This window comes from Bartonella sp. AU55XJBT, assembly GCF_028618525.1.
On record NZ_JAQITC010000006.1, the window covers coordinates 99,942 to 123,771 of the forward strand.

The following is a 23,830-nucleotide window of genomic DNA, read 5'->3' on the forward strand; positions in this document are numbered from 1 at the left end:
TTCATATGAAAAAAGAGATACAAGAGGGGGATATTACAGCCTTAAGCTTTGAGCAAGCGCTTAAGCAACTTGAAGCTATTGTTGAAAATTTAGAACGTGGCGATGTGCCTTTGGAACAATCCATTGATATTTATGAACGTGGTGAAGCGCTTAAGAAACATTGTGAAAAACTCTTGAAGGTTGCTGAAGCCAAAGTTGAAAAAATTCAGCTTTCACAGGAAGGTTCTCCAGAAGGAGTAGAGCCGCTTGACACTCAATAATATTAAATATTTGGGGATATTTATTGTGGGGCTTAAGAAATGCAATAATCTTCATTGATAGAGAGTGAATTTTATTGATTTCTTTTTTATAAAATAAGTTAAAAATAGGAAAGATCATCAATCATCTCAAAGAGAGAAGAGTATTTTTTCAGTGAAAAAGATGTAAAACTCTCAATAAAAGAGTAGAAAAGATATATTTTTATTGTTGCTTTCTCTTGAGTTAAGATAATAGGAAGGAATTTTTTTGTCTCAGGTCTTAACACCATTGCTTGACCGTGTTTGTTTTCCGCAAGATTTGCGGGCATTACCTGAGTCTGATTTGGTACAGTTGGCTGATGAGTTGCGGACCGAAACAATTGATGCGGTCTCTGTAACAGGTGGTCATCTTGGGGCGGGACTTGGTGTTGTTGAGCTTACAGTTGCGTTACATTATATTTTTAATACACCAGAGGATAGGATTATTTGGGATGTTGGTCATCAAACCTATCCGCACAAAATTTTAACGGGGCGTAGAGAAAAAATTCGCACATTACGTCAAGAGGGGGGGCTATCAGGTTTCACAAAACGTTCAGAAAGTGTGTACGATTCATTTGGAGCGGGGCATTCGTCGACTTCTATTTCCGCGGGGCTGGGCATGGCGGTGGCAAGTGCTTTGAAAGCAGAGACAAGACGCAATATCATTGCTGTCATTGGTGATGGTGCAATGTCTGCGGGCATGGCTTATGAAGCAATGAATAACGCTGGTGCTTTGGATGCACGCTTGATTGTTGTTCTAAATGATAACGATATGTCTATCGCACCGCCTACAGGTGCTATGAGTGGGCATCTTGCACGATTAGTATCTCGTCCTTCTTATCGTCATTTGCGTGAACGCGTAAAGATATTGAGCGAAAAATTGCCAAAGTTTTTTTTGGATAAAGCACGTCGTTCAGAGGAATTTGCGCGTGGACTTTTGGTCGGAGGAACGTTATTTGATGAGCTTGGCTTTTATTATGTTGGCCCCATAGATGGGCATAATTTGGGGCATTTATTGCCTGTTTTAAAAAATGTTCGCCAATATCCTCATGGTCCTGTTTTGGTGCATATTGTAACGCATAAGGGAAAGGGATATCCACCTGCAGAAGCCTCGTCTGATAAATATCATGGTGTTAACCGTTTTGATGTCACAACAGGAAGACAGGTTAAAGCATCAAGTAATATTCTACCCTATACCAAGGTATTTTCTAAAGCTTTAATAGAAGAAGCCAGCCATGATGATAAGATTGTTGGCATAACGGCAGCGATGCCAACAGGGACAGGCCTTGATGCTTTCGCAGAAAAATTTCCTAAAAAGATGTTTGATGTTGGGATTGCTGAGCAACATGCAGTAACTTTTGCGGCCGGACTTGCTTGTGAAGGGTATAAGCCTTTTGTTGCAATTTATTCTACTTTTTTACAGCGTGCTTATGATCAAATTATTCATGATGTATCAATTCAAAAGTTACCGGTACGTTTTGCTATTGATAGAGCAGGTTTTGTGGGGGCAGATGGTGCAACGCACGCTGGCAGTTTTGATATTGTTTTTTTAGCTACGCTTCCTGAGTTTGTTGTTATGGCGCCTTCAGATGAACTTGAACTGATGCATATGGTGCGTACAGCTGCAGCTTATGATCAGGGGCCCATTTCTTTTCGTTATCCACGTGGTGAAGGTATTGGTATAGATTTACCGCAACGTGGTGCATTATTAGAGATTGGAAAAGGGCGTATTCTGCGTGAAGGAAATAGGATCGCTCTGGTTTGTTTTGGAACACGAATGTCAGAAGCGTTGCGAGCTGCTGATAGGTTGGGGGCTAAAGGGTTATCGACAACGGTTGCAGATGCACGGTTTGCAAAACCTTTGGATAAGGATTTAATGCGTCGTTTAGCTCGTGAGCATGAAGTATTGGTGACAATTGAAGAAGGGGCAATCGGTGGATTTGGAGCGCATTTATTACAATTTTTAGCACAAGAAGGGCTCTTAGAGCATGGTTTGAAAGTTCGTACATTAAAACTTCCTGATGAATATTTGAATCATGGTCCACCAGAAAAAGTTCTCTCAATGATTGGGCTTGATGCGGTGGGTATTGTCAACACGGTATTGATGGCTTTGGGACGCAAAATTCAAATGGAATAGAAAATTCGAGTATGAGATGGCTTCCAGAAAAAGGCTCGATATTCTTTTAGTTGAAAGAAACTTTTTTACGACACGTTCCCGCGCACGTGATGCTGTCATGCGCCAAACTGTTAAAGTTAATGGTGAAAGAGTTTTTAAAGCGGGGGAAACTTTTTTTGATGATGCAGAGATTGTTGTTTGTGATCCAGCTCAGAATTATGTTTCACGGGCAGCATTAAAATTGATTGCTGCACTTGATGCATTTCCAATTGTAACGGATAAAGTGACGGCCATTGATGTTGGTGCATCAACAGGTGGTTTTACACAAGTTCTCTTAGAGCGTGGAGCAGCACATGTCATTGCTGTTGAGGTTGGACATCATCAATTTGATAAACGTTTATTGGGCAATAGTGCTATAACCTTATTAGAAGGCTTGAATGTTAGAGACCTTCAACAGGAACATTTAGGCGGGCGGGAAATTGATCTTATTGTTTCAGACGTTAGCTTTATTTCTCTCAGACTTGCATTGCCTCCTGTTTTTTCTTTAGCCCAAAAGGGAACCCAAGCTGTTTTACTGGTAAAGCCTCAGTTTGAGGTTGGTCGTAAACACCTTGGTAAGGGAGGAGTATTAGATCCATCAAGAGCTAAAGAAACCGCTGAAGAACTTTTTGTCTGGTTAAATACTCAAACAGGGTGGTGTGCAAAAGATTTACTTCCTTCCCCCATTACAGGGGGTGATGGTAATGTAGAATATTTACTATTCGGAGAAAAGCAACAGTGAGTGACAATGTCATAATCGACCATATAGGAGCAAATGGTTATGGTGCTGCTAAGACGCCGTACGGCTTTGTTGATGTTCCTTTTACTTTGCCAGGAGAGTGTGCAGAAATTATTGTTCATGGAAAATATGCAACATATATAGCATTAAAACAAAAATCACCAGAACGCATTGATGCTCTTTGTCGGCATTTTGGAGAATGCGGAGGCTGTACTCTTCAGCATTGGCGTACTGATGCTTATCGCGTATGGAAACGACAATTGGTTGTTGATGCGCTTAAAAACTATGGAATTAATAGTGTGGTTGCACCTTTAATAGAATGTAAACCCTATAGCCGACGGCGGATAACTCTAACGGCATTTATGACTCCGCAAGGTCAAAAAGTTGGTTTTAACCGTTATCTTTCTCATGAGATTGTAGCTCTTGAGGAATGTCCAGTAAGCCATCCAGAACTTATTTCTCAATTGCATAATATTAGAGAGCTCTGTGCTTTTCTAAGCAGCTCTACCAAACGGTTTCATGTTACGATAACACGCGTTGAAAATGGCTTAGATGTTGCTTTAAGTGGTTGCATTGTAAACCATGAATCACTTCGTCAGAAAATGATCAGCGCAGCGCTTTCATATGGGATTACACGTTTATCTGTTGACGGTGAAGTTTTGATTGAACGAGAAAAACCAGTTATTTACTTTGGAGATGTCCGTGTTGAATTTCCTTCTGGGGGGTTTCTTCAAGCGACCTGTGAAGCCGAAAATATAATGGGCAATATTATTTTGACTCATTTAAAAAAAACAAAGAATGCTCTTGATTTGTTTTCAGGGGTAGGAACATTTACCTTGCGTATGGCAAAAAAGATGAATGTTCATGCAATAGAAAATGATGAGAGTGCATTAGAAAATTTAAGTTCAGCAGCACGTTTTTCAACAGGTTTAAAAACAGTCACTTGTGAAAAACGCGATCTTTTTCGCCATCCACTTTCTGTAAAGGAACTTGAGTGTTTTGAGAGTGTTGTTTTTGATCCTCCTCGTGCGGGTGCAGAGGAACAAGTCCGTGAACTGGCGAAGGCAACAATACCCCGTATAGTGGCCATTTCGTGCAATCCTGCTACATTTGCACGTGATTTATCTCTTCTTACTTCAGGGGGATATACAATAGAAAAAATCACACCAATTGATCAATTTTTATGGTCACCCCATGTTGAAATTGTTGCTGTTTTGAGCAAAAAGAAAAAGAAGAAAAGCTGGAAGCTTTAGCCTAAATTTTTTTTAACGCTATGAAGATTTATAAAAAGTTTACTTTCGTATTAATAAAAATCTCTTCAAAATTTATCTATAGTAATAACTTTTTTCTCATTGAATTAAGAGCACTGAATATAGACAGTGTTTTTATTTTAAACTTTTTTTATTATGAAATACAAAAGATAGTGTTACTCCCACATAAAAGATGAACATATTACAAAAAAGGTATATCTGAACAAGCCGGCACCATCATTATATTTGCCATCCCCCAATATTGTGACAGCCTTTAGCATTTGAGACGGTTTATGAGAGGCATGTCTTTCTTGTACAGTTTCACTCCACACGACTCTCTCCGCTTGTAGCGTACAAAACAATGGTTTTTATTGATTCAACATATACAGATTTAAAATAAGAGAATCCTACGGTATCAAGGTTCTAATTCAAGTTGAATGACGCTATATTATATTTAAAATCAATGCCTTGCATCAAAAATATTCTCTCTCATAAATCGGTTGAATAGACGGGAAAGGCAATATTGGGCAGAAATGAGCAAATTTATTCTTTAAGCGCAGTTCCACCGATTGTCATATTATTGATTCGCAGATGAGGCTGTCCAACACCAACAGGAACATTTTGCCCTGCTTTTCCGCACATACCAATACCGTTATCCAGTTTACTATCATTTCCAATCATAGTGATACGTTTCATAGCATCTGGTCCATTTCCAATAAGAGTTGCACCTTTGATGGGTGCACCAATTTTACCATTTTCTACTCGGTATGCTTCAGTACATTCAAAGACGAATTTTCCAGAAGTAATATCTACTTGTCCTCCACCAAATGAAACAGCATAGATACCACTTTTAAGGGAAGAAAGGATTTCTTCAGGTGTTTTATCTCCTCCTAGCATGATTGTATTGGTCATTCGTGGCATTGGGGCATAAGCATAGGATTCACGCCGTCCATTTCCAGTTGATTGTCCTCCCATAAGTCGTGCATTAAGCCTATCTTGCATAAAGCCAACGAGTTTTCCATCTTCAATGAGAACGTTATATCCTGAAGGGGTCCCCTCATCATCGATAGTTAGAGAACCACGGCAATGAGGAATGGTTCCATCATCAACAACTGTTACACCTTTTGCCGCAACTTGTTGTCCTAAAAGTCCAGCAAAAGCAGATGTTTTTTTGCGGTTAAAGTCACCTTCTAAGCCGTGACCTACGGCTTCATGGAGCATAACGCCAGGCCATCCATTGGCTAAGACAACATCAAATGTTCCCGCAGGTGCTGCTTCTGCTTCTAAATTTGTTAAAGCCATACGTAAGGCTTCATCCGCGGCTTGTTTCCAATTGTCTTCACGAATAAATTGGTCAAATGCTTGTCGCCCTCCACATCCATAAAAACCATTTTCACGTCGATTGCCTTCAGCCGCAACCACAGAGATAGAAAGCCGTACAAGAGGACGAATATCCCGAACCAAATATCCATCTGCACGTAAAATTTCGATGTGTTGTAGTGAGCCAGAAAGAGAAACTGTCACTTGATGCAATTTATCACTTTTTGTCCTTAAATAAGCATCAATTTTTTGCAAAAGAGCACTTTTTTCTTCAAATGATGGGGCATCAAGAGGATTATGCGGTTGATAAAGTCTCTTATTTGTTTGTTGAGGAGCTATGCTATAAGGTCCAGTGTGATTATTATAGGTAACAGCTTTAGCTGCTTCACAAGCACGTTTGAGTGCAACAGCTGATAATTCACTCGAATGTGCATATCCAGTCGCTTCTCCAGCAACGACACGCAGACCAAACCCCATATCTTGATGGAAAGAGCCATTTTTAAGTTGTCCATTATCAAATAAAAGGGTTTCACTTTCTTTATACTCGAGATAGAGTTCGCCATCATCAGCATGATGAAGCGTTTCCTGTACAAGTGATTGCACTTTAGGGGAAGCAATATCAAAATGATCAATCAGCGATTTCATAAGAATTATCCTATTTTATTGGGGGGGGGGGTAGAAGATTTTTATTGATCTAATTTAAGACGTTCTCAAAATAGATGAGGAGATTTTAATCATCCCATGTGCGTTGATTTTCCATGTGCGTTGATTTCATTCATGTGGGTAAAGTTGCATAAGCATCGCCAAGACCATGTAGGTCAACGAGACCTCCAATTCCTTGCTCAGGGGTTGTAAAGATAAAATAGGTTGCTATTTTTCCTTTTAAAAAGAGTTGTAATATATCCTCTTTAAGAAAAGCTTCAGCAACACAATTATCACCAAGACAACGACGATATTCCATTCGGCCCATATTTTTACCGTCAATTTTAATTCCAACGCCAGGACGTAACTCAACACGAATCGGAACAAAAACACGCATTAAAGCACCTTGCTTTTGAGGAAGTTTATAAAATGTAACGCGCAAGGTAATATCATGACGACCTTGTGTATGGACGTTTTGTACAACTTCACACTGCATATTAGGTGTCCCTGGTGGGAGAGCACAAACCTTTGTCCATGCACCATAGGTTTGTGGTGCGGGGACATTTTGCGCATAGGGCGTTTGTGCAAAAGCATGATTGATCAAACTACTAAAAAGTGTGTGAAGAACAGCGCCAACAAAAAAAGTTTTTTTGAATAATTTATAAAGTATCACAGAAAATCCTATCCGATTCAACACATACACAATCATGCATAGATTTGCATAAAAAATGAATTCCCCACATAAAACCTATAACACAAAACCAATATTTACCAAATATAGTCATCTCTATGCAAAAAATAAAGGAAAATGAGCAGAAAGAGCATTTTATAGGAGATAAATTTTCAGCATGGCTTTATGATGTTTGGTAGGATACATTTTTATGATAAATTTGTCATGTAAGAGAAAATGTTGATTGAAAAAATGTATTTTTGTTACAAATATTTTTATCGATTTTTAGGGGATGGGTACAAGAAGGGTATGCCATATTTTCTTTTCTCAAAAATACGGTTGGTCTTAATGGGTCATTCTCATACGCTAGAGAGTATTTGCTAAATAATATTTGTTTGTGAATGACGGAAAAGGAAAAGGGTTTTGAGTGGAATGTCTGTTTCAGGAGAGTTATCGGTTGCGAATGGTAAATCAATGCCACCAAAGTCCAGTATTGGTGATTATATCACATTATTAAAGCCACGTGTTATGTCACTTGTGGTCTTTACAGCACTGGTTGGTTTAATGGTGTCTCCCCTTTCCATTAATCCGTGGTATGGTTTTTTAGCAATTTTATGTATTGCTGCTGGCGGCGGTGGTGCGGGAGCACTGAATATGTGGTATGATGCTGACATTGATGCCGTGATGGAACGGACCAAAAAGCGCCCTATTCCTATGGGTAAAATCAGCTCCCAAAAGGCATTTATTTTTGGCATGGCTCTGTCTCTGCTTTCGGTATTGGTTATGGGGAGCTTCATTAATTGGTTTGCGGCACTTTTTCTTGCGTTTACAATTTTCTTTTATGTCGTTATCTATACAATTTGGTTAAAGCGTATCACACCACAAAATATTGTTATTGGTGGTGCTTCTGGGGCTTTTCCACCAATGATTGGATGGGCTGTAACAACTGGGACAGTAAGTTTTGATAGTTTTTTATTATTTTTAATTATTTTTATGTGGACCCCCCCTCATTTTTGGGCTCTTTCTCTCTTTTCATCTCTTGATTATGAGGCGGCAGGTATTCCGATGATGCCTAATGTACGAGGTGAATACTCAACAAAAAAACAGATCTTATTTTATACTATTTTGATGGTACTATGTGCCACTGCTCCCTATTTTACTGGTCTTGGTGGAGTTTTTTATGGAATTTTTTCGACAATTTTAGGTATTATTTTTATTTATTATGCCTATCGTTTGTGGAAAGCTGATACCCATGATGAAACTATTTTGATGGCCAAAAAAACATTTTTCTTTTCGTTACTTTATTTGGCAGCGATCTTTGGAGCTCTTTTAATTGAATCTCTTGTTTGGTATTTTACCGATCTTTAGGCAAATAAAAATAAAATGAAAAAGTAAATTTTAAAAAAGTTTTTCTGTAAGAAAATACTGTAAAAAGACACGGTAGAGTATGTTCTTATACAAAAGGTGATATTGCACGTTTTTTTTACATTGCTTATTCATGTATAATGATAGCTTGTTTAAATATGAGACTAAAGCTATAGAGATTAAGGATGATTTATGTCTGGACTTCCCCCTTTAAGGATACGTCTTTGTGGTCCACGTGGATTTTGTGCAGGGGTTGATCGTGCTATCCAGATAGTTCTGCTTGCATTAAAAAAATATAGTGCTCCCGTATATGTTCGTCATGAAATTGTACACAACCGCTACGTGGTTGAGGGATTACAGCAAAGGGGAGCTGTTTTTGTTGAAGAGCTTGATGAGATTCCAGAAGAGCATCGCAATCAACCGGTTGTTTTTTCTGCCCATGGTGTACCAAAGTCTGTTTCAGAAGAGGCACGACGTTATAATTTGTTTTATCTCGATGCAACATGTCCGTTAGTCTCGAAAGTTCATAAACAAGCGATACGCCATCAACGTCATGGTCGCCATGTTATATTGATTGGTCATGCGGGGCATCCTGAGGTTATAGGGACAATGGGACAGCTTGAAGATGGGGCTGTGACGCTTATTGAAACGATAGAAGATGCTTTGCATTATCAACCAAATGATCCAGATAAGTTGGGATTTGTTACACAAACAACGCTTTCTGTTGAAGATACTGCAGGAATTCTCAATGTATTACAACAACGTTTTCCCACATTAGCAGCTCCAGCAGCTGAGTCAATTTGCTATGCGACAACGAATCGACAAGATGCGGTTAAGGCAGCAGCAAAGGGGAGTGATTTGTTTTTGATTGTTGGAGCGCCAAATTCTTCTAATTCACGACGTTTGGTAGAGGTTGCTGAAAAGTCTGGTGCGCGGCAAGCTATTTTAGTTCAACGCGCTGATGAAATTAATTTTGAAAACCTAAAAGCTCTTTCTGTTGTGAGTCTTTCAGCAGGGGCTTCGGCACCTGAAATTATTATTGATGAAATTATTTCAGCGTTTCGTGCGCGTTATGATGTGACAATAGAATTAGCTGAAACAGTGGTGGAAACGGAAAGATTTCTAGTGAGTCGCGAATTGCGTGACGTCATTTTAACGTCTCAAGATATGGCATTTGTGAATGGTCAAGAAAATAATGCAAATCATAATACAGACATGTCTACAACGAAAGCAGAATAATGGCCGTTTATACAGATATTTATCCAAATGATTTAAAAGCGTTTTTAACCCGTTACGCAATAGGAGCACTTTTGTCTTATCAAGGGATAGAGGAAGGGATTGAAAATTCTAATTTTATGCTGGAGACAACACAAGGGCGGTTTATTTTAACACTTTATGAAAAGCGTATTTCAAAAGATGATTTACCTTTTTTTTGTCGTTTGATGCAGCATTTGGGGAAACGTGGAATTCCTTGTCCACAACCGGTTCTTCAAAATGATGGGACGATGATTAGTGAACTAGCAGGACGCCCTGCTGCTATTATTACCTTTCTGGAAGGAGAGTGGATCCGTCAGCCCGATATAGGTCATTGCGGCGAAGTGGGGACAGGGTTAGCACAATTGCATCTAGCAGGACAGGATTTTACACTCAGTCGTAAAAATACGCTTTCTGTTATGGACTGGCAGGTATTGTGGCAACGTTGTCAAATCACAGAAGATGCATTGTTAAAAGAATTTGGACAAAAAATTGAGTCGGAATTGATTTTTTTACAGGAAAATTGGCCGTTCAATTTACCAAAAGGCATTATTCATGCGGATTTATTTAATGATAACGTCTTTTTTGTGAATCATCGTCTTTCTGGGATGATAGATTTCTATTTTGCTTGTAATGATTCTTTTGCTTATGATTTAGCAATCTGTTTGAATGCTTGGTGCTTTGAGCCTGATCATTCCTATAATCTTACAAAATCACGTAAGTTATTGGAAAATTATCAAAAAATAAGACCCTTGATTCCTTTAGAATTGGATAAGATTGTTTTATTGGTTCGTGGTGCGTCTTTACGTTTTTTACTCACACGTCTTTATGATTGGTTTAATACACCGCCTGATAGCTTTGTTATTAAGAAAGATCCATGGGAGTATTGGCACAAGCTGTGTTTTTTCAGTAATGTAAATTCGCTAAGTGAATTAGGTTTTTAAATTTTATGGCAACTCAACAAAAAGTCGTTGAAATTTATACAGATGGTGCTTGCTCAGGAAACCCTGGAGTTGGAGGCTGGGGAGCAATTTTACGCTGGAATAGTCATGAACGTGAGCTTTATGGTGGTAAGGCTCATACAACAAACAATCAAATGGAACTCATGGCGGCAATTTGTGCATTAAAGGCACTTAAAGAGCCTTGTTTGGTCGATCTTTATACAGATTCAGTTTATGTGCGTAACGGTATATCTAAGTGGATTGAAGGTTGGAAAAAGAATAATTGGCGTACTGCATCAAAAAGTCCTGTAAAAAATATGGAGCTATGGCAAGCTCTTGAGGGGGTTTGTTCTTGCCATACAGTCAGATGGCACTGGATCAAAGGACATGCGGGCCATCTAGAGAATGAACGTGCTGATGCTCTTGCTCGCAAAGCAATTGCGCAATATCGCGAAAATGGGCGTTTCCCAGCATAATTATTGTTTGAGAAACTTCTCTCTTTTATCATGGGATAGCAAGAGGGGTTGATGGCGTATGGAATATAAATGTTCCACTTAAGGCGTGCTCTTTAAAAGAGACTGTATAAAAAATTTTATGGTTGGTTTCTTCTGGTACGAAATAGAGTGGAGCGCTAAAGAGTGTATATTCTGCATTCTCGCTGATTTTTTTTGCAGTCCCAATTTGCATTTCTCCTCCATCTAAAAAGAGAGAGGAAGGAGTGTTTTTGTTATGATTTTGTATTTTTATAAGAAGGGTATTGTTATTTGTTTCAGCACTTATTTTTAGGGCATTTTGCGTTGTGCGCGGCAAAGACTCTTGGGCATTTTTTAACAAGAAAATGGGCAGAGGTTTATTTTTAAGAGAAGATGGCGAAAAATCAAAGTTAACAGTCAAAGGAAGGCAGATTTTATGGCATAATCCAAGAGTGAAAGTACCACTTAAATTTTGGCTTGAAGAAGATACATTAAAGGGCAATATTACTTCATCTTTATAGCCTAATGACCAATCATTTTCTGTTTCAAAAAGCTGTGGAGTAGGATAAAAAATTTCATAAGAAACTTGTTGGTTGAAATTAAAAAAGGGTGCCATGCCTGAATTACCTGGATTACGCCAATAAGTTTTCCATCCTAGTTTAAGCTCAATTTCAATAATGCCTTCTCTTATTCCAGAAAGAGAAGGTTGAGTGATCGCTAATCGGATACGACCACCCTCTGATTCATACCAAGATGTTGGGAAGAGTTGGCGTTTTTGTTCTGTTTGAGCCTTTACAGGAATATTAAGTAATTCTAAAACTATGAGTGTTAAGCTTAAAGTAACGACAAGCTTTTTATAAAAGAAAGTTGCGATATTTTGTAAATTTGTAAATATGTTACTTTTTCTCATTGGAGTTTTATTTTCCTAGTGTACTAAATGGACGAACTTTTATCATGTAAATTATGGAGAATAACAGATTAATGAAGCAATGTAATGGCTTTTTGGGTGGACAATTACTCATAGCAATGCCTGGGATGAATGACAAACGCTTTATTCGTTCTGTTATTTATATTTGTGCGCATTCTGATTCTGGTGCGATGGGCATTATTCTCAATCAATTGCATCATATTGATTTTCCAGAGCTTTTGCTTCACCTTGGAGTCATAGACAGTAGACAAAAAAAACATCTTTCTGAACCAATAAAACAGTTTCCAGTTCGCTATGGTGGTCCTGTTGATCCTTCGCGCGGTTTTGTCCTTCATTCAGATGATTATGCTTGTGAAGAAACTGTTTTTATTGCTGATAAGGTCTGTTTTACTGCGACAATTGATATATTAAAAGCAATCAGTTGTGAACAAGGCCCGCAACATGCACTGGTAGCATTAGGTTATGCTGGATGGAAAGCGGGGCAACTTGAGGCGGAAATTTCTACAAACGGTTGGTTAATCAGTTCTACATCACCTAGTTTTCTTTTTGAAAGTGATTTAAGTTGCAAATATGATAAAAGTTTAACACGCATGGGGATTGATCCAACTTATCTTGCTTCTGAAATGGGACACGCATAGAGCTTTTTAACTTTACACGTTATTCTATCCCTTATGTTTTTATTTTAAGGAAATATCCTTCAGTACGCCCAAGCTCATTTCGCAATGGCTTTTGTAAGTGATCTTACGGTATCCCCATTAAGTCCCCCATCTTTACGCTTGTAAAGTAACAAGCTGGGCACTATCGTCATATTTGTCAGCCCTCAATGTTGCAACAGCGCTTGGCAGTTAAGACGATTCATGAAAAGGCATTTTCCCCCTTTTTTAATAGTTATTTCTCCACCTAGGCTCTCCCTACTTGTGATAAGTCAATCGAGTAGTTTTGATTGATTTAACAAACATGAGAGAGAGTTTGAAATAAGAGAATTTTATGATATTTAGAGTTTTAATTCAAGTTGAATAACGCTAACTTATTATTATAAATCAATATTTTTGCTTATAAGGGAAATGGCTTTGAACGAGAGTGATTAACTCTTCTATGGCAATTGGTTTTGTCACAAGTGTGCTTTGAACATATTTACAGCCTTCTTGACGGAGAAAGATTGCTTCTTTTTCATTTTCAACACCTTCTGCGATAATTTGCAAGTTAAGATCTGTTGCCATATTAATGATAGACTTGAGAACAAGTTTCTTCTTGAGAGAGTCGATAGAGATCAGTGAACGATCAAGTTTAACCATATCAAATGGATAACGCACGAGATAGGTCAGTGACGAATAACCTGTTCCAAAATTATCGAGTGCGAGGTTCATTCCAAGTGTTTTAATTTGTTCGAGAAAGTGTGCTGATTGTTCAGGATTGTTTCTTAAGACAAATTCCGATATTTCAATCATCAAGCGCCCTTTGTGGAGCGGATGGCGAAGCAGAGCGGCACGCAGTTGACTGATAAAACGAGGATGAATCATTTCTGCGCTTGGTAAATTAATTGAAATAAAGAAAGACTGCTGGGGAAATTTTTCTTCTACATTCATAAGATCGATAATGGCATTGTCGATGATAAATTGTGACAAATCCATAACGATTTGTTCATTTTCTACGATTTTTATGAAATCAGAGACATTTAATTTTCCATAAGTTGGATGATGCCATTCCACAATGGTTTCAAAACCAATAATATGTCCGTCTGATAAATTAAGAATAGGATGGTAGAGAATTTTCATCTCATGACGCTTTATAGCATAATGAATATCTTTTTCCAGAGTATTCTGTTCGAGACCTAGAGTGCGAAAATTAGGACGAAAAGGTTCAATATGGTTTCCACCCATTTGTTTTGCACGAATCATTGCTAATTCACTATCATTAAAAATATCTTTAGCTGTTGATCGGCTTTCACTCCATGTAACTAATCCGATAGACGTTGAAAGAATTATTTTATTTTCCGAAAGTGAAATAGGTGCTGAAATTGTTTTGTGCAAATGATCCGCAAATGCTGCAATTTTTTGTGGTTCAGTTTCACTGAGTAAAATGATTGCAAAACGGTCTGCTGAAAGGCGCGACAAGGTATCTTGAAAGTTAATAAGACGATTTAAACGACGGGCGATTATAAGGAGTACAGTATCCCCAACGGCTATGCCTAACTTGCGATTAATTTGGCGAAAATTATCAAAATCAATCATAAAGACGGTCGGTTTAATTTTAATATTTGCTTTTGCCAAAGAGGTATAGTTTTGTAGCCGATCAAAGAAAATTTGTTGGTTAGGAAGGCCAGTTAAGCTGTCGTGAATTGCATCATGCAATAAGCGTTCTTCAGATTTTTTATGGTTCGTAATATTGACAATGGTTCCAATGACACGTGTGATTTTCCCATCTTTTTGCATCGCTGGACGTGCGCGAAGAGAAAACCAGTGATAATAACCACCCCCAGAAGAAAGCCGAAAAATTTGATCAATACGCCCTTTTTTATTTTTAAGAATGATATCCAATACCGCTTGGAAGCGTTCACGATCATCATAATGCAAGGCTGAGATCCAGTTGCGCATCGTCCCATTGAGGTTGTGGATTTCAGTACCAAAAAGGGTTTTCATGTTTGGATGAACAACAATACGATCACGCTCAATATTCCAATCCCAAATAATATTTCCAGCTCCTTTTGCTGCGAGGACTTGTTGTTCAAGATCGGAAAATATTCCTTCATGGAAAGCGTCATGAGAAAAAGTTTGTTGCAGGACAGTAAAGCTAATGAGAAGAACAATGAGAACTAATCCTCCCGCTAATGCTGGCTGGATAATGTCATTATTTAGATGTCCTTCTATGCAGGCATAGGCTCCCACACACCAAAAGCTAATAAGCAACCATGTTGGAATAAGCATAATGGCGCGATCATAACTTCGGATTGAAAAATAGATGATGAACAGTATACCAAGCACAGCGGTAAGACCAAATGATAGACGGGCAATACCTGCTGCTCTGATTGGATCATAAATAGCAAAGGCTCCTAGACTACAAAAGGCAATGGTCCAAGCGATAGCACCATAACTAAAATGATAATGCCAGCGATTGAGATTGAGATAGGTAAAAAGAAAAATGAAGAGTGTTGCAGCAAGGGCTACTTCTGTACCTGCACGCCAGATTGGTTGTGTTGTGAGTGTAACTGCAAAGAATTTATTTAAAAAGTTGAAGTCAATACCAATATAAAAAAGCACAGCCCAAGCGACAGCAGCTGTTGCAGGAAACAGCCCTGTCCCACGGACAACGAAGAGAACGGTTAACAGAAGTGCCAAGAGACCTGATATCCCAAGAAGAATACCATGATAAAGCGTATAAGAATTAATGGCGTCCTTATAAGCTTCAGGTTGCCATAAATAGATTTGCGGTAGATTTTCAGAGTTAAGTTCGGCCACAAATGTAACAACAGCACCAGGATTGAGAGTAATATGAAAGATATCAGAGTTCGTACTCGGTTGACGATCAAGAGAAAAACCTTCACTTGGTGTTATAGACTGAATCCGTTCTGATCCAAGGTCTGGCCAAAAAAATCCAGAGTGCGCCATGCGATAATGGGGGGCAACGATGAGACGATCGACTTGTTCATCTGTTGGATTTGCAAGAGAAAAAACTGCCCAGTTTCCAGAAAACTTTTCACTTTTTGCCTGCACTTCAATACGCCATACAATACCATCTGGTCCTGGTGCTGTACTTGTTTGAAAAATAGAATTGTTTGTATGGTGAATTTCAATCGCTTTTGAGAGATCAAGAGCAGCATCTTGAGAAGAAATCTTAACGGGTTCAATAGCGTGTGCTGATGTAAGATGGACAAAAGAACTAACGACGATAATGAAAATGATGTCAATTATTTTACGCAAACTTTTCACAATGTCCCACTCTCAATATTTTAGGATGTCTAATTTTCATTTAGATTTTTGAGAAAAAACGTCCACCTTTTACCATTTATTTACAGAATAAATCGTGATCACTTCCTCTTAAGTTATATGATTTTATAGACAAATAGACCATCTACCCATTTGCTTCCATGAAACTTGAAGCGGATGGAATTTTTTATATTTTAAAAGAGCAAAGTTAAATCATGAATTTCTAAATTTCACGAATATAGCTTTACGCATTAGAATCTCTATCACATGAAGGAGGAATTGGATAGTTTTGTACGCCTCTTTGTCCAATATTTCCAAAACTTATTTAATGAGAAGAGTTTTTATGGTAAATCCTATGATAAAATATTATTCATGCTCATTGTGATTCTTCTTTTTAAAGAGCAGTTTTTTTACTTTAGCTTGTATGAAAGAGTTGACGTTAAATCATCAAAATTCATGAGGGGTCCTACAGGTCCGACAGCAGTAAGCGTTGGCGTGGAACTTGTAAAAAGACGATACGCTAAATCAGTTAATCTTGTGGGTGTGATGAGATTGAGGCGTTCGATTGTTTCCGATATTGGAATGGGGCGACCGTAAAGAAGTATTTGGCGAGCAATGAGATGTGCTTGACTAGAAGGATTTTCCTGTGACATTGTGAGATTAGCACGATATTGCGTTTGTGCTCGTTGGAGTTCAGTGGCGTGAATATTTTTGCTTGCCTTGGAAAGTTCATCAAGAATCATAGGCAGAAGTTCTCTGAGCCCTTCTTGTCCAGTTGCTGCATGAACACCAAAAAGCCCAGTATCTGAAAACCCCCAATGAAAAGCATAAATAGAATAGCATAATCCACGTTTTTCTCTTACTTCTTGAAAAAGACGTGAGGACATCCCTCCACCAAGAATGATTGAAAGAATTTGGGTCGCATAAAAATCACGCGCGTGATAAGCACGCCCTTCAAACCCTAGAACAACTTGTGTATCCATTAAATCGCGATATTCACGAAAGTCGCCGCCGACATAATTTGCAAGATTAGGAAGAAAGGCGGTTGAATGGGGGCGAAAAGTGCCAAGACGACTTTCAACTTCTTTTATAAAGCTTTCGTGTTTTACAGCTCCTGCCGCGACGACAATCATACGATCTGCACTATATTGTTTATTGATGAAATCATGAAGATCAACAGATGTAAATGATTGAAGAGTTTTAGCTGTTCCTAAAATAGAACGACCAAGGGATTGATGACGAAAGGCAGTTTCTGTAAAGTGATCAAAAACAATATCATCAGGCGTGTCATGGGCGGCACCAATTTCTTGAAAAATGACTTGTTTTTCTCGTTCTAGTTCATCTTCGTCAAATTTTGAATGCATCAAAATATCGGCTAAAATATCGATAGCAAGTGGGATATCGCTTTTAAGGACACGTGCAAAGTAAGCTGTTGTTTCAATACTGGTTGTGGCATTGATTTCACCGCCAACATCTTCAATATCGGTTGCAATTTGAAAAGCGCTACGGTTTTCTGTTCCTTTAAAAGCCATATGTTCAAGAAGATGGGCAATACCATGCTGTGTGAAGGTTTCATTGCGTGAGCCTACTTTAACCCATATTCCGAGTGCGACACTATCAATCTGTTGCATTGTATGTGTGGCGATCGTCAAACCATTACTAAGGCGACAGACATCTACATCCATATATTTACGACTCCATTAAACAAGCTAGTAACCTCATGGTTAAAGGTATTAGAATATTCTTGATTTAACTTAATGCAGCTAACTTTAATAAGATGCACGCGATTTTAAAGAAATATAATCTTTTACTATTTTTTCATCATTAGCAAGACTTATGAAGTGTTCTTCACCTTCCATAACATCATTAAGGTGAGATGGCCATGGGGCATGAAGTCCACAAGCATTTTTAATCGTATCAGGAAATTTAGCAGGATGAGCCGTGGCAAGGACAATCATTGGAATATGTGGTTTTTTATTTTCGCGCGCTACTTTAAGAGCGACGGCTGTATGTGGATCAACAAGATAGCCACTTTCTTTATAGACACGATCAATTGTTTGTGCTGTTTCAGCCATGTTACTTTTTCCAGCAGAAAAGAGGGAACGAATATTTTTGAGTTGTTTTTCATCAAGAGTGAAAGATCCCGTTTTTTTCAAGTTGTCCATTGCATTGCAAATCCACATGGGATCACGATTGCCGCTTTCAAAGAGTAAACGTTCAAAATTAGAAGAGACTTGAATATCCATAGAAGGTGATGTTGTATGGACGATAGGTTGTGTTTCGTAAGTACCGCTGGTCAATGTCCGTGCAAGGATGTCATTATCATTTGTTGCAATAACCAGTTGAGCAATAGGTAACCCCATACGCGCAGCGACATAACCTGCAAAAATATCGCCGAAATTTCCAGTGGGAACAGTAAATGAAACAGCTCTATCAGGAGCACCTAAAGAAAGTGCGGATGAAAAATAGTAAACAATTTGCGCCATAATGCGCGCCCAATTTATAGAATTAACACCTGAAAGGGCTCTTTTTTTACGAAAATGATGATCATTAAACATTGCTTTGACAAGAGCTTGGCAATCATCAAAATTTCCCTCAATGGCAATGGCATGAACATTTGTACTTTGATTGGTTGTCATTTGCCGTTGTTGAACAGATGATACACGTCCTTTAGGAAATAAAATAAAAATATCTGAGTGCTCTTTTTCAGCAAAAGCTTGTATTGCAGCTCCTCCTGTATCACCCGATGTTGCAGCAATAATCGTTGCACACCTATTTTTTTTAGTCAAAACATAATCCATCAATCGAGAAAGAAACTGCATTGCCACATCTTTAAAAGCTAAAGTAGGCCCATGAAAAAGTTCAAGGATAAATTCATCTGTTCCAGTTTGTTGTAAAGGACAGATTGCTGGATGATGGAAGGTTGCATAAGATTTAGCAATCATATTTTCAAAAGCTGTATACTCGATCTCGTTATTTACAAAGGGCCACAGAACTGTTTTAGCAATTGTTGTATAAGACTGACCACGAAGTGCGCGTAACGCATCAAATGATAGTTGCGGAATTTTATCTGGAAGATAAAGTCCACCATCATTTGCCAGCCCTATCATAATCGTTTCCGTAAAGCTTAAAGCAGGAGATTGCCCTCTCGTGCTGATATATTTCATAAGTTTTATCCTTTTTTATTTTCTGGCAAATTGATGAAGTTGTTTATTTCATGTTTTTCATAATATTTAAATTATTAAATGGATAGAAGTTTATTTTTCTTCTTTTTGACTTAATAATAAAAGAAAAATGAAAGAAATAGTCTTAAGCATTTTTATTTTTGAGATACAAAGATAAAGTGTTCACAGAAAACCTGTTGCAGTTGAAAATTTTCTCTCTATGATTCATTCACTTAAACTTACAACGTATCTTCGCTTATGTATATTCCTGAATAATAAAATCAAAGAGATAGAATGGTATTTATTGAAGAATTCTTTTATAAAACTCAATTATTCAAAGATATTTTATGTTCTTCTACTTTGTAACAATTAAATTCGCTAAAATGAATGTTGACATGAGACATCTTAAAATTCATACTGGAAAATTTATAAGGTAATTTTATGGTATTTTGTGCGCAAATGTATATTTTGAATAATCTTTGTTGAGCTTAATTTATCAGCTTATATAAGAGTTAGATATTATATTTTTGCTATACAGTATGGTAACCTAAAGCTTATCCATAAAAAGCATAAAAAAGCCTGCCAAATGATGAAAAGCAGGCTGTAAATTCCTATTTTAAATAAGAAAATAATTCAGTATCTTTGAATTATTTTTCCTTTAATTTTTCCGATTACCCATCCGATTATCCTGCTAAATATAACCATAATAGATCCTATCAAAAATCCAAAACCCAAAGAACGTACTGTAGAAAAAACGCCTAGAGTATTGGGGGCAAATACTTTCTCAACTTTTCCTTCAATGGCAGATTCACTTTTTACGTCATGAGTGAAATTGGGGACATAGAAAGTATTGATATTGATAGCTTTTTTCTTTTCTTATTCCATGAGAGAGACAATTTCCCATAGAGTATCATTTATCACCAATACTGTTACTCTTATTTTAATCCGAATTGAATAGATGCATTGATAGAATGAGTGTACATTGAGAAAAACAGAAGATTTTTTTAAATCTTTTCATTCTTAATGGGGTAATTTATTATTTTTTTATCATCAACAATGTATAAAAACAGCGTGCATCTATAGTTTATGTTTCATACGAGAAGATTTTATTCTGATGAAATTTTAATTTTAACGAGATTTAAAATACGGTATTATTTTGCCTATTATCCATCCTAAAAGCATGTCTACCGTACTGGATGCATACCCAATTACCATCCCAATAACAAAAGTTCCCAGTGTAAGAGGTTCAATGCCCTTTTCAAATTTTCTCTGAATGGTAATTTCATTTCCCACACCACAATTTTTGCTTGGTGTATAGAGGGAAACGGAGTGGATTGCGTTTTTTCTTTTCTGTTCTATTATAGAAACAAAAATAGTTTCACGATGAGCACTATTTTGCAAATAGTTTGCATGTATACTTACAATTTTTGAAAGAGAAAAGGCATCTATAATGCAAATACTTAATATATGATTTTAAAAAAATTTAATCATAATTTATCTCAAATATTTTTTAATATTTACTATATATATGCCTAAATTTATTTTGGATATTTGGATTGATTATATATTATTCTAATATTTTTAGTATGGGTAGCTTCATTAAGTAATGATTTTTAAGAAGTTAATAATACATAATGAAGCTACTATTCTAGTGTTGCACAATGCTTGAATTATTTGAACATCAATACGATGTCCTTTATCCAACCTATGATCGATCCTATAAAACTCATTGCGTATCCAGCAAACAATAGTCCTGCTCCTATAGTCATAGGTTCAAGGACCTTTTCAACTTTGCCTTGAAAGGTTGTCCCATTTTCTGTTTGATAATTTACAGATGGAACATAAAAAGCAGTGGTAGAAATTGCATCAGATTTCGCATACTTTATTTGTTTCATTAGGGGAACAGATAATTCCTCTTTTGGGGTAGTATTTTCTAAATAGTTTGCATTAACATTTACAGTTTGTGAAAGAAAAAAAGTGCTTGCTATAAAAACACTTAAGAAATAATTTTTAAATAGTTTCACCATAAATTTACCTCAAATACTTTTAAATTATTTATGTAAGTAAATATACAATATGTGTACATAACTTACTTTATAAAGAACACACATATTTCATTATGTATTTTAAGTCAACAATTAAAATACATATAATAAATATATTTTAAAATTTTTATAAACATTATTGCAAAAAAGTAACAGTAATAATTACAAATTATATTTTTTAAAAAATTATATGTAATATTTTATTATGTACCATAATATAAAACGATATGTAGTAACCTTATCATTTTTATAAAATTATATTAATATTATTTTGAAATACCAATTTCATAATAAAAAATATGAAAATTATGATCCATTCATGAAAGCATATTCAATAATTTAAACATAAATAGTCACATTGAATTTTTATTCTATATATAAATTGTTATAATAGCTATTATTACAGAATATATATTATATAGATTTCTTATTAAGATGGTTATTTCAATTGTTTCATAATAACATAGTGATATTTCTTAATTTGATATTAATGATATATACTTATTATGTAATAAAAAATGTACAGTTCTCTCATAGTGCAAAGAAGAGCTCAGGTTAGATAAAACTGAATAATATGATCTTTTTCGACAATGTGAACAGCATATTACTATGATTCAAAGCAGTATGAGAATATCAATTCAGATGCATTTATAAGGGCCGTAAACTCAGCATTGGGTAATATTTTTCAAAATTCTCTTCTGTCCAGACTGAAAAACCGCTTTTGTTTTTTTAGAAAAGGTATTTTTCTTAAAGTTGAATTACTTTTGAAAAGATCTAGTTTCATGGATGATTTAAAAAATCTATTAAGTGTTTTCAAAAAATTTTGAGAAGCTGCTGATATTTCTTTACGTTTTTCAACATCAGCGATTATATGTTTCATATTTATGTTCTTGTTAAAAAAAATCTCAAGGTACCAATCCTATTTCGCAATGATGCGTGTGAATGATATAATGATAAAATCCCATATATAAAATTTTTAGGGTATCAGCATCTTTAACGTTTATAAAGACGAAAAATGGCACCGTCATGCACTTTGCTCATTCTTAATGTTTCTCTATAATCTTTGGCATTTGAGGTGCTTCATGAAGAGGCATTTTTATTCATTTCTTTAATTGATTCAACATATCCATATTTGAAATGAGAGAATTTTACGATATTCATTTTTTTATTTAGTCTGAACTATGCTCAATTATTATTATAAATCAATATATTGCACATCAGTTTTTGGGTAAGAAATATTTTCTATAAGAGCATATATCTTTATTAAAGATATATTCTTTAGTCTTTATATAGCCTTAGAAAGATTATACCAATCGATATTATCAAAAGATTGTTTAAGCAGCATTATCAATAAGGCTGCAACAAATTTACGAGATTTGGCTTGAGGAAGTGTAAACTCTTGTAATTCCGCAAGGTTTCTTTTGTCGTTTTCAACAAGCTCTTGTGTTCTATAGATTCGACGAATTTTAATGTGTTATCCTATGGACAATACGAACAAAGCATAAAAATTTTACCCTATTGCGTAATGTATTTAATAAGCTGAGGGGGCGTGGTTTTGGCATAGCAGTTTGCACACTTTAATTGAGTAAGGCATCGTAATATTTTTTTGACGAATCTAGCCATTTATCAGGATGGGTGACTGATGTTGGGAATAGGTTATTAGATTTGAAAGAGAGGTGGTTTACCAGTAGATTTAATTTCCCAAGAGGTTGGATTTCTATGAGTTCGTATCTTACTTTTTTGCTTCTTTTAAAGCATGTAAATGGTTAGATTTATGGTTTCTAGGCAAGGGCCTATATTTTTTCTTCTTCACATTATTAAGATGCGATCGCCCTATGTTGAAAATCACATATTTATTAAAGTTGTTAGAAAAGAAGAGAAGGACATTTGAATAAAAATGTCCTCTTACAAGAATTTACAAATGGATATCTTCAAGAGGTTTTTTTATAATAAATCGCGCCATACGGCCATTGCTTCTAAAACTTCTCCTAAATGAGCATGCTTTGCGATAACCGTTTCCGCACCAGCTTCTGCAAGTGCATTAGAGTGTCCAAGATAGCTATGGGAGCCTCCCGTAAAACCGATGACACGCATGCCTGCTGCTATGGCAGCATGGACACCATGAAGTGAATCTTCTATAACGATTGTATTTTGGGGTTCTGCTTTTAATTGTTGTGCGGCAAAAAGGAAAATATCAGGGGCGGGTTTCGTTTTTTTTGTTCCAACTTCAGGTGCTGAAAATATTTTACCTTCAAAAAGGTCATAGAGATCAACAGTGATGAGCATCTCTTTTATATCTACGCTCTTTGCATTAGAGCAGATACAGTAGGGATAGCGCGTTTGAATCATTTCTACTGCCTCTCTTACATCATCAATCGCCCGTAATTCAGTTTTTATTTGTGTACGAAAAATATTGGTCATCTGATCTATGAGATGAGCAGAAACTGGTTTTTCTGTTTCCTGTTCAATGTGTTTAAGAATATCGCGAAAGATAAGCCCAGCAAAACGCTCACTCAATTCTTCTGGTGATATTTCATATCCTGTTTGTTTAAGCAATTGAGATCCAATTTTTGCTGCAAGATATTCAGAGTCGACGAGAACTCCGTCACAATCAAAAATAACAAGATCTATCTGAGGCATAAGATATTCCTTTACATGTTACGAGATGGACAACTTTCATGAAAAC

General features: G+C 36.5%; 18 protein-coding genes. 9 read left to right on the plus strand and 9 right to left on the minus strand.

Annotation, left to right across the window (positions count from 1 at the left end):
• The first annotated feature begins 5 nt into the window (after nucleotides 1-5).
• From PVV70_RS04555 to PVV70_RS04570, 4 genes are all read left to right on the plus strand, one after another.
• Nucleotides 6-260, plus strand: coding sequence for an exodeoxyribonuclease VII small subunit (locus PVV70_RS04555; RefSeq protein ID WP_273758110.1), 255 nt, complete (start codon nucleotides 6-8; stop codon nucleotides 258-260).
• A gap of 244 nt (nucleotides 261-504) precedes the next feature.
• Nucleotides 505-2,412, plus strand: a complete 1,908-nt coding sequence (dxs, locus tag PVV70_RS04560) for a 1-deoxy-D-xylulose-5-phosphate synthase (protein WP_273758111.1) — start codon at nucleotides 505-507, stop codon at nucleotides 2,410-2,412.
• A 16-nt stretch (nucleotides 2,413-2,428) separates the two neighbouring features.
• Entirely contained in the window at nucleotides 2,429-3,172 is a 744-nt protein-coding gene (locus PVV70_RS04565; RefSeq protein ID WP_273758112.1) for a TlyA family RNA methyltransferase, read from the plus strand.
• A complete protein-coding gene (locus PVV70_RS04570; RefSeq protein WP_273758113.1) occupies nucleotides 3,169-4,422 on the plus strand; it encodes a class I SAM-dependent RNA methyltransferase in 1,254 nt (417 codons plus the stop codon). Before PVV70_RS04565 ends, PVV70_RS04570 begins: the two co-directional genes overlap by 4 nt.
• 540 nt (nucleotides 4,423-4,962) lie before the next feature.
• On the opposite strand, the gene tldD is transcribed toward PVV70_RS04570, so the two are convergent.
• Nucleotides 4,963-6,384: a metalloprotease TldD gene (gene tldD, locus PVV70_RS04575; protein WP_273758114.1), complete on the minus strand. Its 1,422-nt coding sequence runs from the start codon at nucleotides 6,382-6,384 to the stop codon at nucleotides 4,963-4,965.
• Nucleotides 6,385-6,514: 130 nt separating this feature from the next.
• Nucleotides 6,515-7,054 (minus strand): invasion associated locus B family protein, encoded by a 540-nt coding sequence (locus PVV70_RS04580; protein WP_273758115.1) that lies wholly within the window; start codon nucleotides 7,052-7,054, stop codon nucleotides 6,515-6,517.
• A 429-nt stretch (nucleotides 7,055-7,483) separates the two neighbouring features.
• Here PVV70_RS04580 and cyoE point away from each other — a divergent pair, with 429 nt between their 5' ends.
• The 4 genes from cyoE to rnhA all read left to right on the plus strand — a co-directional run bounded on the left by cyoE (nucleotide 7,484) and on the right by rnhA (nucleotide 11,087).
• Complete coding sequence (cyoE, locus tag PVV70_RS04585; RefSeq protein WP_273758116.1) at nucleotides 7,484-8,419, plus strand: heme o synthase; 936 nt, start codon at nucleotides 7,484-7,486, stop codon at nucleotides 8,417-8,419.
• 189 nt (nucleotides 8,420-8,608) lie between these two features.
• A complete protein-coding gene (gene ispH / locus PVV70_RS04590) occupies nucleotides 8,609-9,655 on the plus strand; it encodes a 4-hydroxy-3-methylbut-2-enyl diphosphate reductase (protein ID WP_273758117.1) in 1,047 nt (348 codons plus the stop codon).
• A complete protein-coding gene (locus PVV70_RS04595; protein WP_273758118.1) occupies nucleotides 9,655-10,614 on the plus strand; it encodes a homoserine kinase in 960 nt (319 codons plus the stop codon). The genes ispH and PVV70_RS04595 overlap by 1 nt, the downstream gene beginning before the upstream one ends.
• A 5-nt stretch (nucleotides 10,615-10,619) precedes the next feature.
• On the plus strand, nucleotides 10,620-11,087 hold the full coding sequence (gene rnhA / locus PVV70_RS04600) for a ribonuclease HI (protein ID WP_273758119.1): 468 nt from the start codon (nucleotides 10,620-10,622) through the stop codon (nucleotides 11,085-11,087).
• Between the two features lie 28 nt (nucleotides 11,088-11,115).
• Here the strand turns inward: rnhA and PVV70_RS04605 are convergent, their stop codons facing one another.
• Entirely contained in the window at nucleotides 11,116-11,994 is an 879-nt protein-coding gene (locus PVV70_RS04605; protein ID WP_273758120.1) for a protein-disulfide reductase DsbD domain-containing protein, read from the minus strand.
• A 71-nt stretch (nucleotides 11,995-12,065) separates the two neighbouring features.
• Here PVV70_RS04605 and PVV70_RS04610 point away from each other — a divergent pair, with 71 nt between their 5' ends.
• Complete coding sequence (locus tag PVV70_RS04610; RefSeq protein ID WP_273718997.1) at nucleotides 12,066-12,650, plus strand: YqgE/AlgH family protein; 585 nt, start codon at nucleotides 12,066-12,068, stop codon at nucleotides 12,648-12,650.
• A gap of 402 nt (nucleotides 12,651-13,052) precedes the next feature.
• Here the strand turns inward: PVV70_RS04610 and PVV70_RS04615 are convergent, their stop codons facing one another.
• The 6 genes from PVV70_RS04615 to PVV70_RS04640 form a co-directional block, all read right to left on the minus strand.
• A complete protein-coding gene (locus PVV70_RS04615; RefSeq protein WP_273758121.1) occupies nucleotides 13,053-15,938 on the minus strand; it encodes an EAL domain-containing protein in 2,886 nt (961 codons plus the stop codon).
• Nucleotides 15,939-16,345: 407 nt separating this feature from the next.
• Nucleotides 16,346-17,620, minus strand: coding sequence for a pitrilysin family protein (locus tag PVV70_RS04620; protein ID WP_273758122.1), 1,275 nt, complete (start codon nucleotides 17,618-17,620; stop codon nucleotides 16,346-16,348).
• 84 nt (nucleotides 17,621-17,704) lie between these two features.
• Nucleotides 17,705-19,102, minus strand: a complete 1,398-nt coding sequence (gene thrC, locus PVV70_RS04625) for a threonine synthase (RefSeq protein WP_273758123.1) — start codon at nucleotides 19,100-19,102, stop codon at nucleotides 17,705-17,707.
• 1,125 nt (nucleotides 19,103-20,227) lie between these two features.
• Nucleotides 20,228-20,500: a hypothetical protein gene (locus PVV70_RS04630; RefSeq protein WP_273758124.1), complete on the minus strand. Its 273-nt coding sequence runs from the start codon at nucleotides 20,498-20,500 to the stop codon at nucleotides 20,228-20,230.
• A 269-nt stretch (nucleotides 20,501-20,769) separates the two neighbouring features.
• Nucleotides 20,770-21,126: a hypothetical protein gene (locus tag PVV70_RS04635; protein ID WP_273758125.1), complete on the minus strand. Its 357-nt coding sequence runs from the start codon at nucleotides 21,124-21,126 to the stop codon at nucleotides 20,770-20,772.
• Between the two features lie 1,962 nt (nucleotides 21,127-23,088).
• Complete coding sequence (locus tag PVV70_RS04640) at nucleotides 23,089-23,784, minus strand: HAD family phosphatase (RefSeq protein ID WP_273758127.1); 696 nt, start codon at nucleotides 23,782-23,784, stop codon at nucleotides 23,089-23,091.
• Between the last annotated feature and the right edge of the window lie 46 nt (nucleotides 23,785-23,830).

What these genes read in the sequence shown, in the direction of transcription:
- PVV70_RS04555 (WP_273758110.1), top strand. Translation starts at nt 6, where the DNA reads ATGAAAAAAGAGATACAAGAGGGGGATATTACAGCCTTAAGCTTTGAG.
- PVV70_RS04565 (WP_273758112.1), top strand. Translation starts at nt 2,429, where the DNA reads ATGGCTTCCAGAAAAAGGCTCGATATTCTTTTAGTTGAAAGAAACTTT.
- tldD (WP_273758114.1), bottom strand. Translation starts at nt 6,384, where the DNA reads ATGAAATCGCTGATTGATCATTTTGATATTGCTTCCCCTAAAGTGCAA.
- cyoE (WP_273758116.1), top strand. Translation starts at nt 7,484, where the DNA reads ATGTCTGTTTCAGGAGAGTTATCGGTTGCGAATGGTAAATCAATGCCA.
- ispH (WP_273758117.1), top strand. Translation starts at nt 8,609, where the DNA reads ATGTCTGGACTTCCCCCTTTAAGGATACGTCTTTGTGGTCCACGTGGA.
- PVV70_RS04595 (WP_273758118.1), top strand. Translation starts at nt 9,655, where the DNA reads ATGGCCGTTTATACAGATATTTATCCAAATGATTTAAAAGCGTTTTTA.
- rnhA (WP_273758119.1), top strand. Translation starts at nt 10,620, where the DNA reads ATGGCAACTCAACAAAAAGTCGTTGAAATTTATACAGATGGTGCTTGC.
- PVV70_RS04605 (WP_273758120.1), bottom strand. Translation starts at nt 11,994, where the DNA reads ATGAGAAAAAGTAACATATTTACAAATTTACAAAATATCGCAACTTTC.
- PVV70_RS04610 (WP_273718997.1), top strand. Translation starts at nt 12,066, where the DNA reads ATGAAGCAATGTAATGGCTTTTTGGGTGGACAATTACTCATAGCAATG.
- PVV70_RS04620 (WP_273758122.1), bottom strand. Translation starts at nt 17,620, where the DNA reads ATGGATGTAGATGTCTGTCGCCTTAGTAATGGTTTGACGATCGCCACA.
- thrC (WP_273758123.1), bottom strand. Translation starts at nt 19,102, where the DNA reads ATGAAATATATCAGCACGAGAGGGCAATCTCCTGCTTTAAGCTTTACG.
- PVV70_RS04635 (WP_273758125.1), bottom strand. Translation starts at nt 21,126, where the DNA reads ATGGTGAAACTATTTAAAAATTATTTCTTAAGTGTTTTTATAGCAAGC.
- PVV70_RS04640 (WP_273758127.1), bottom strand. Translation starts at nt 23,784, where the DNA reads ATGCCTCAGATAGATCTTGTTATTTTTGATTGTGACGGAGTTCTCGTC.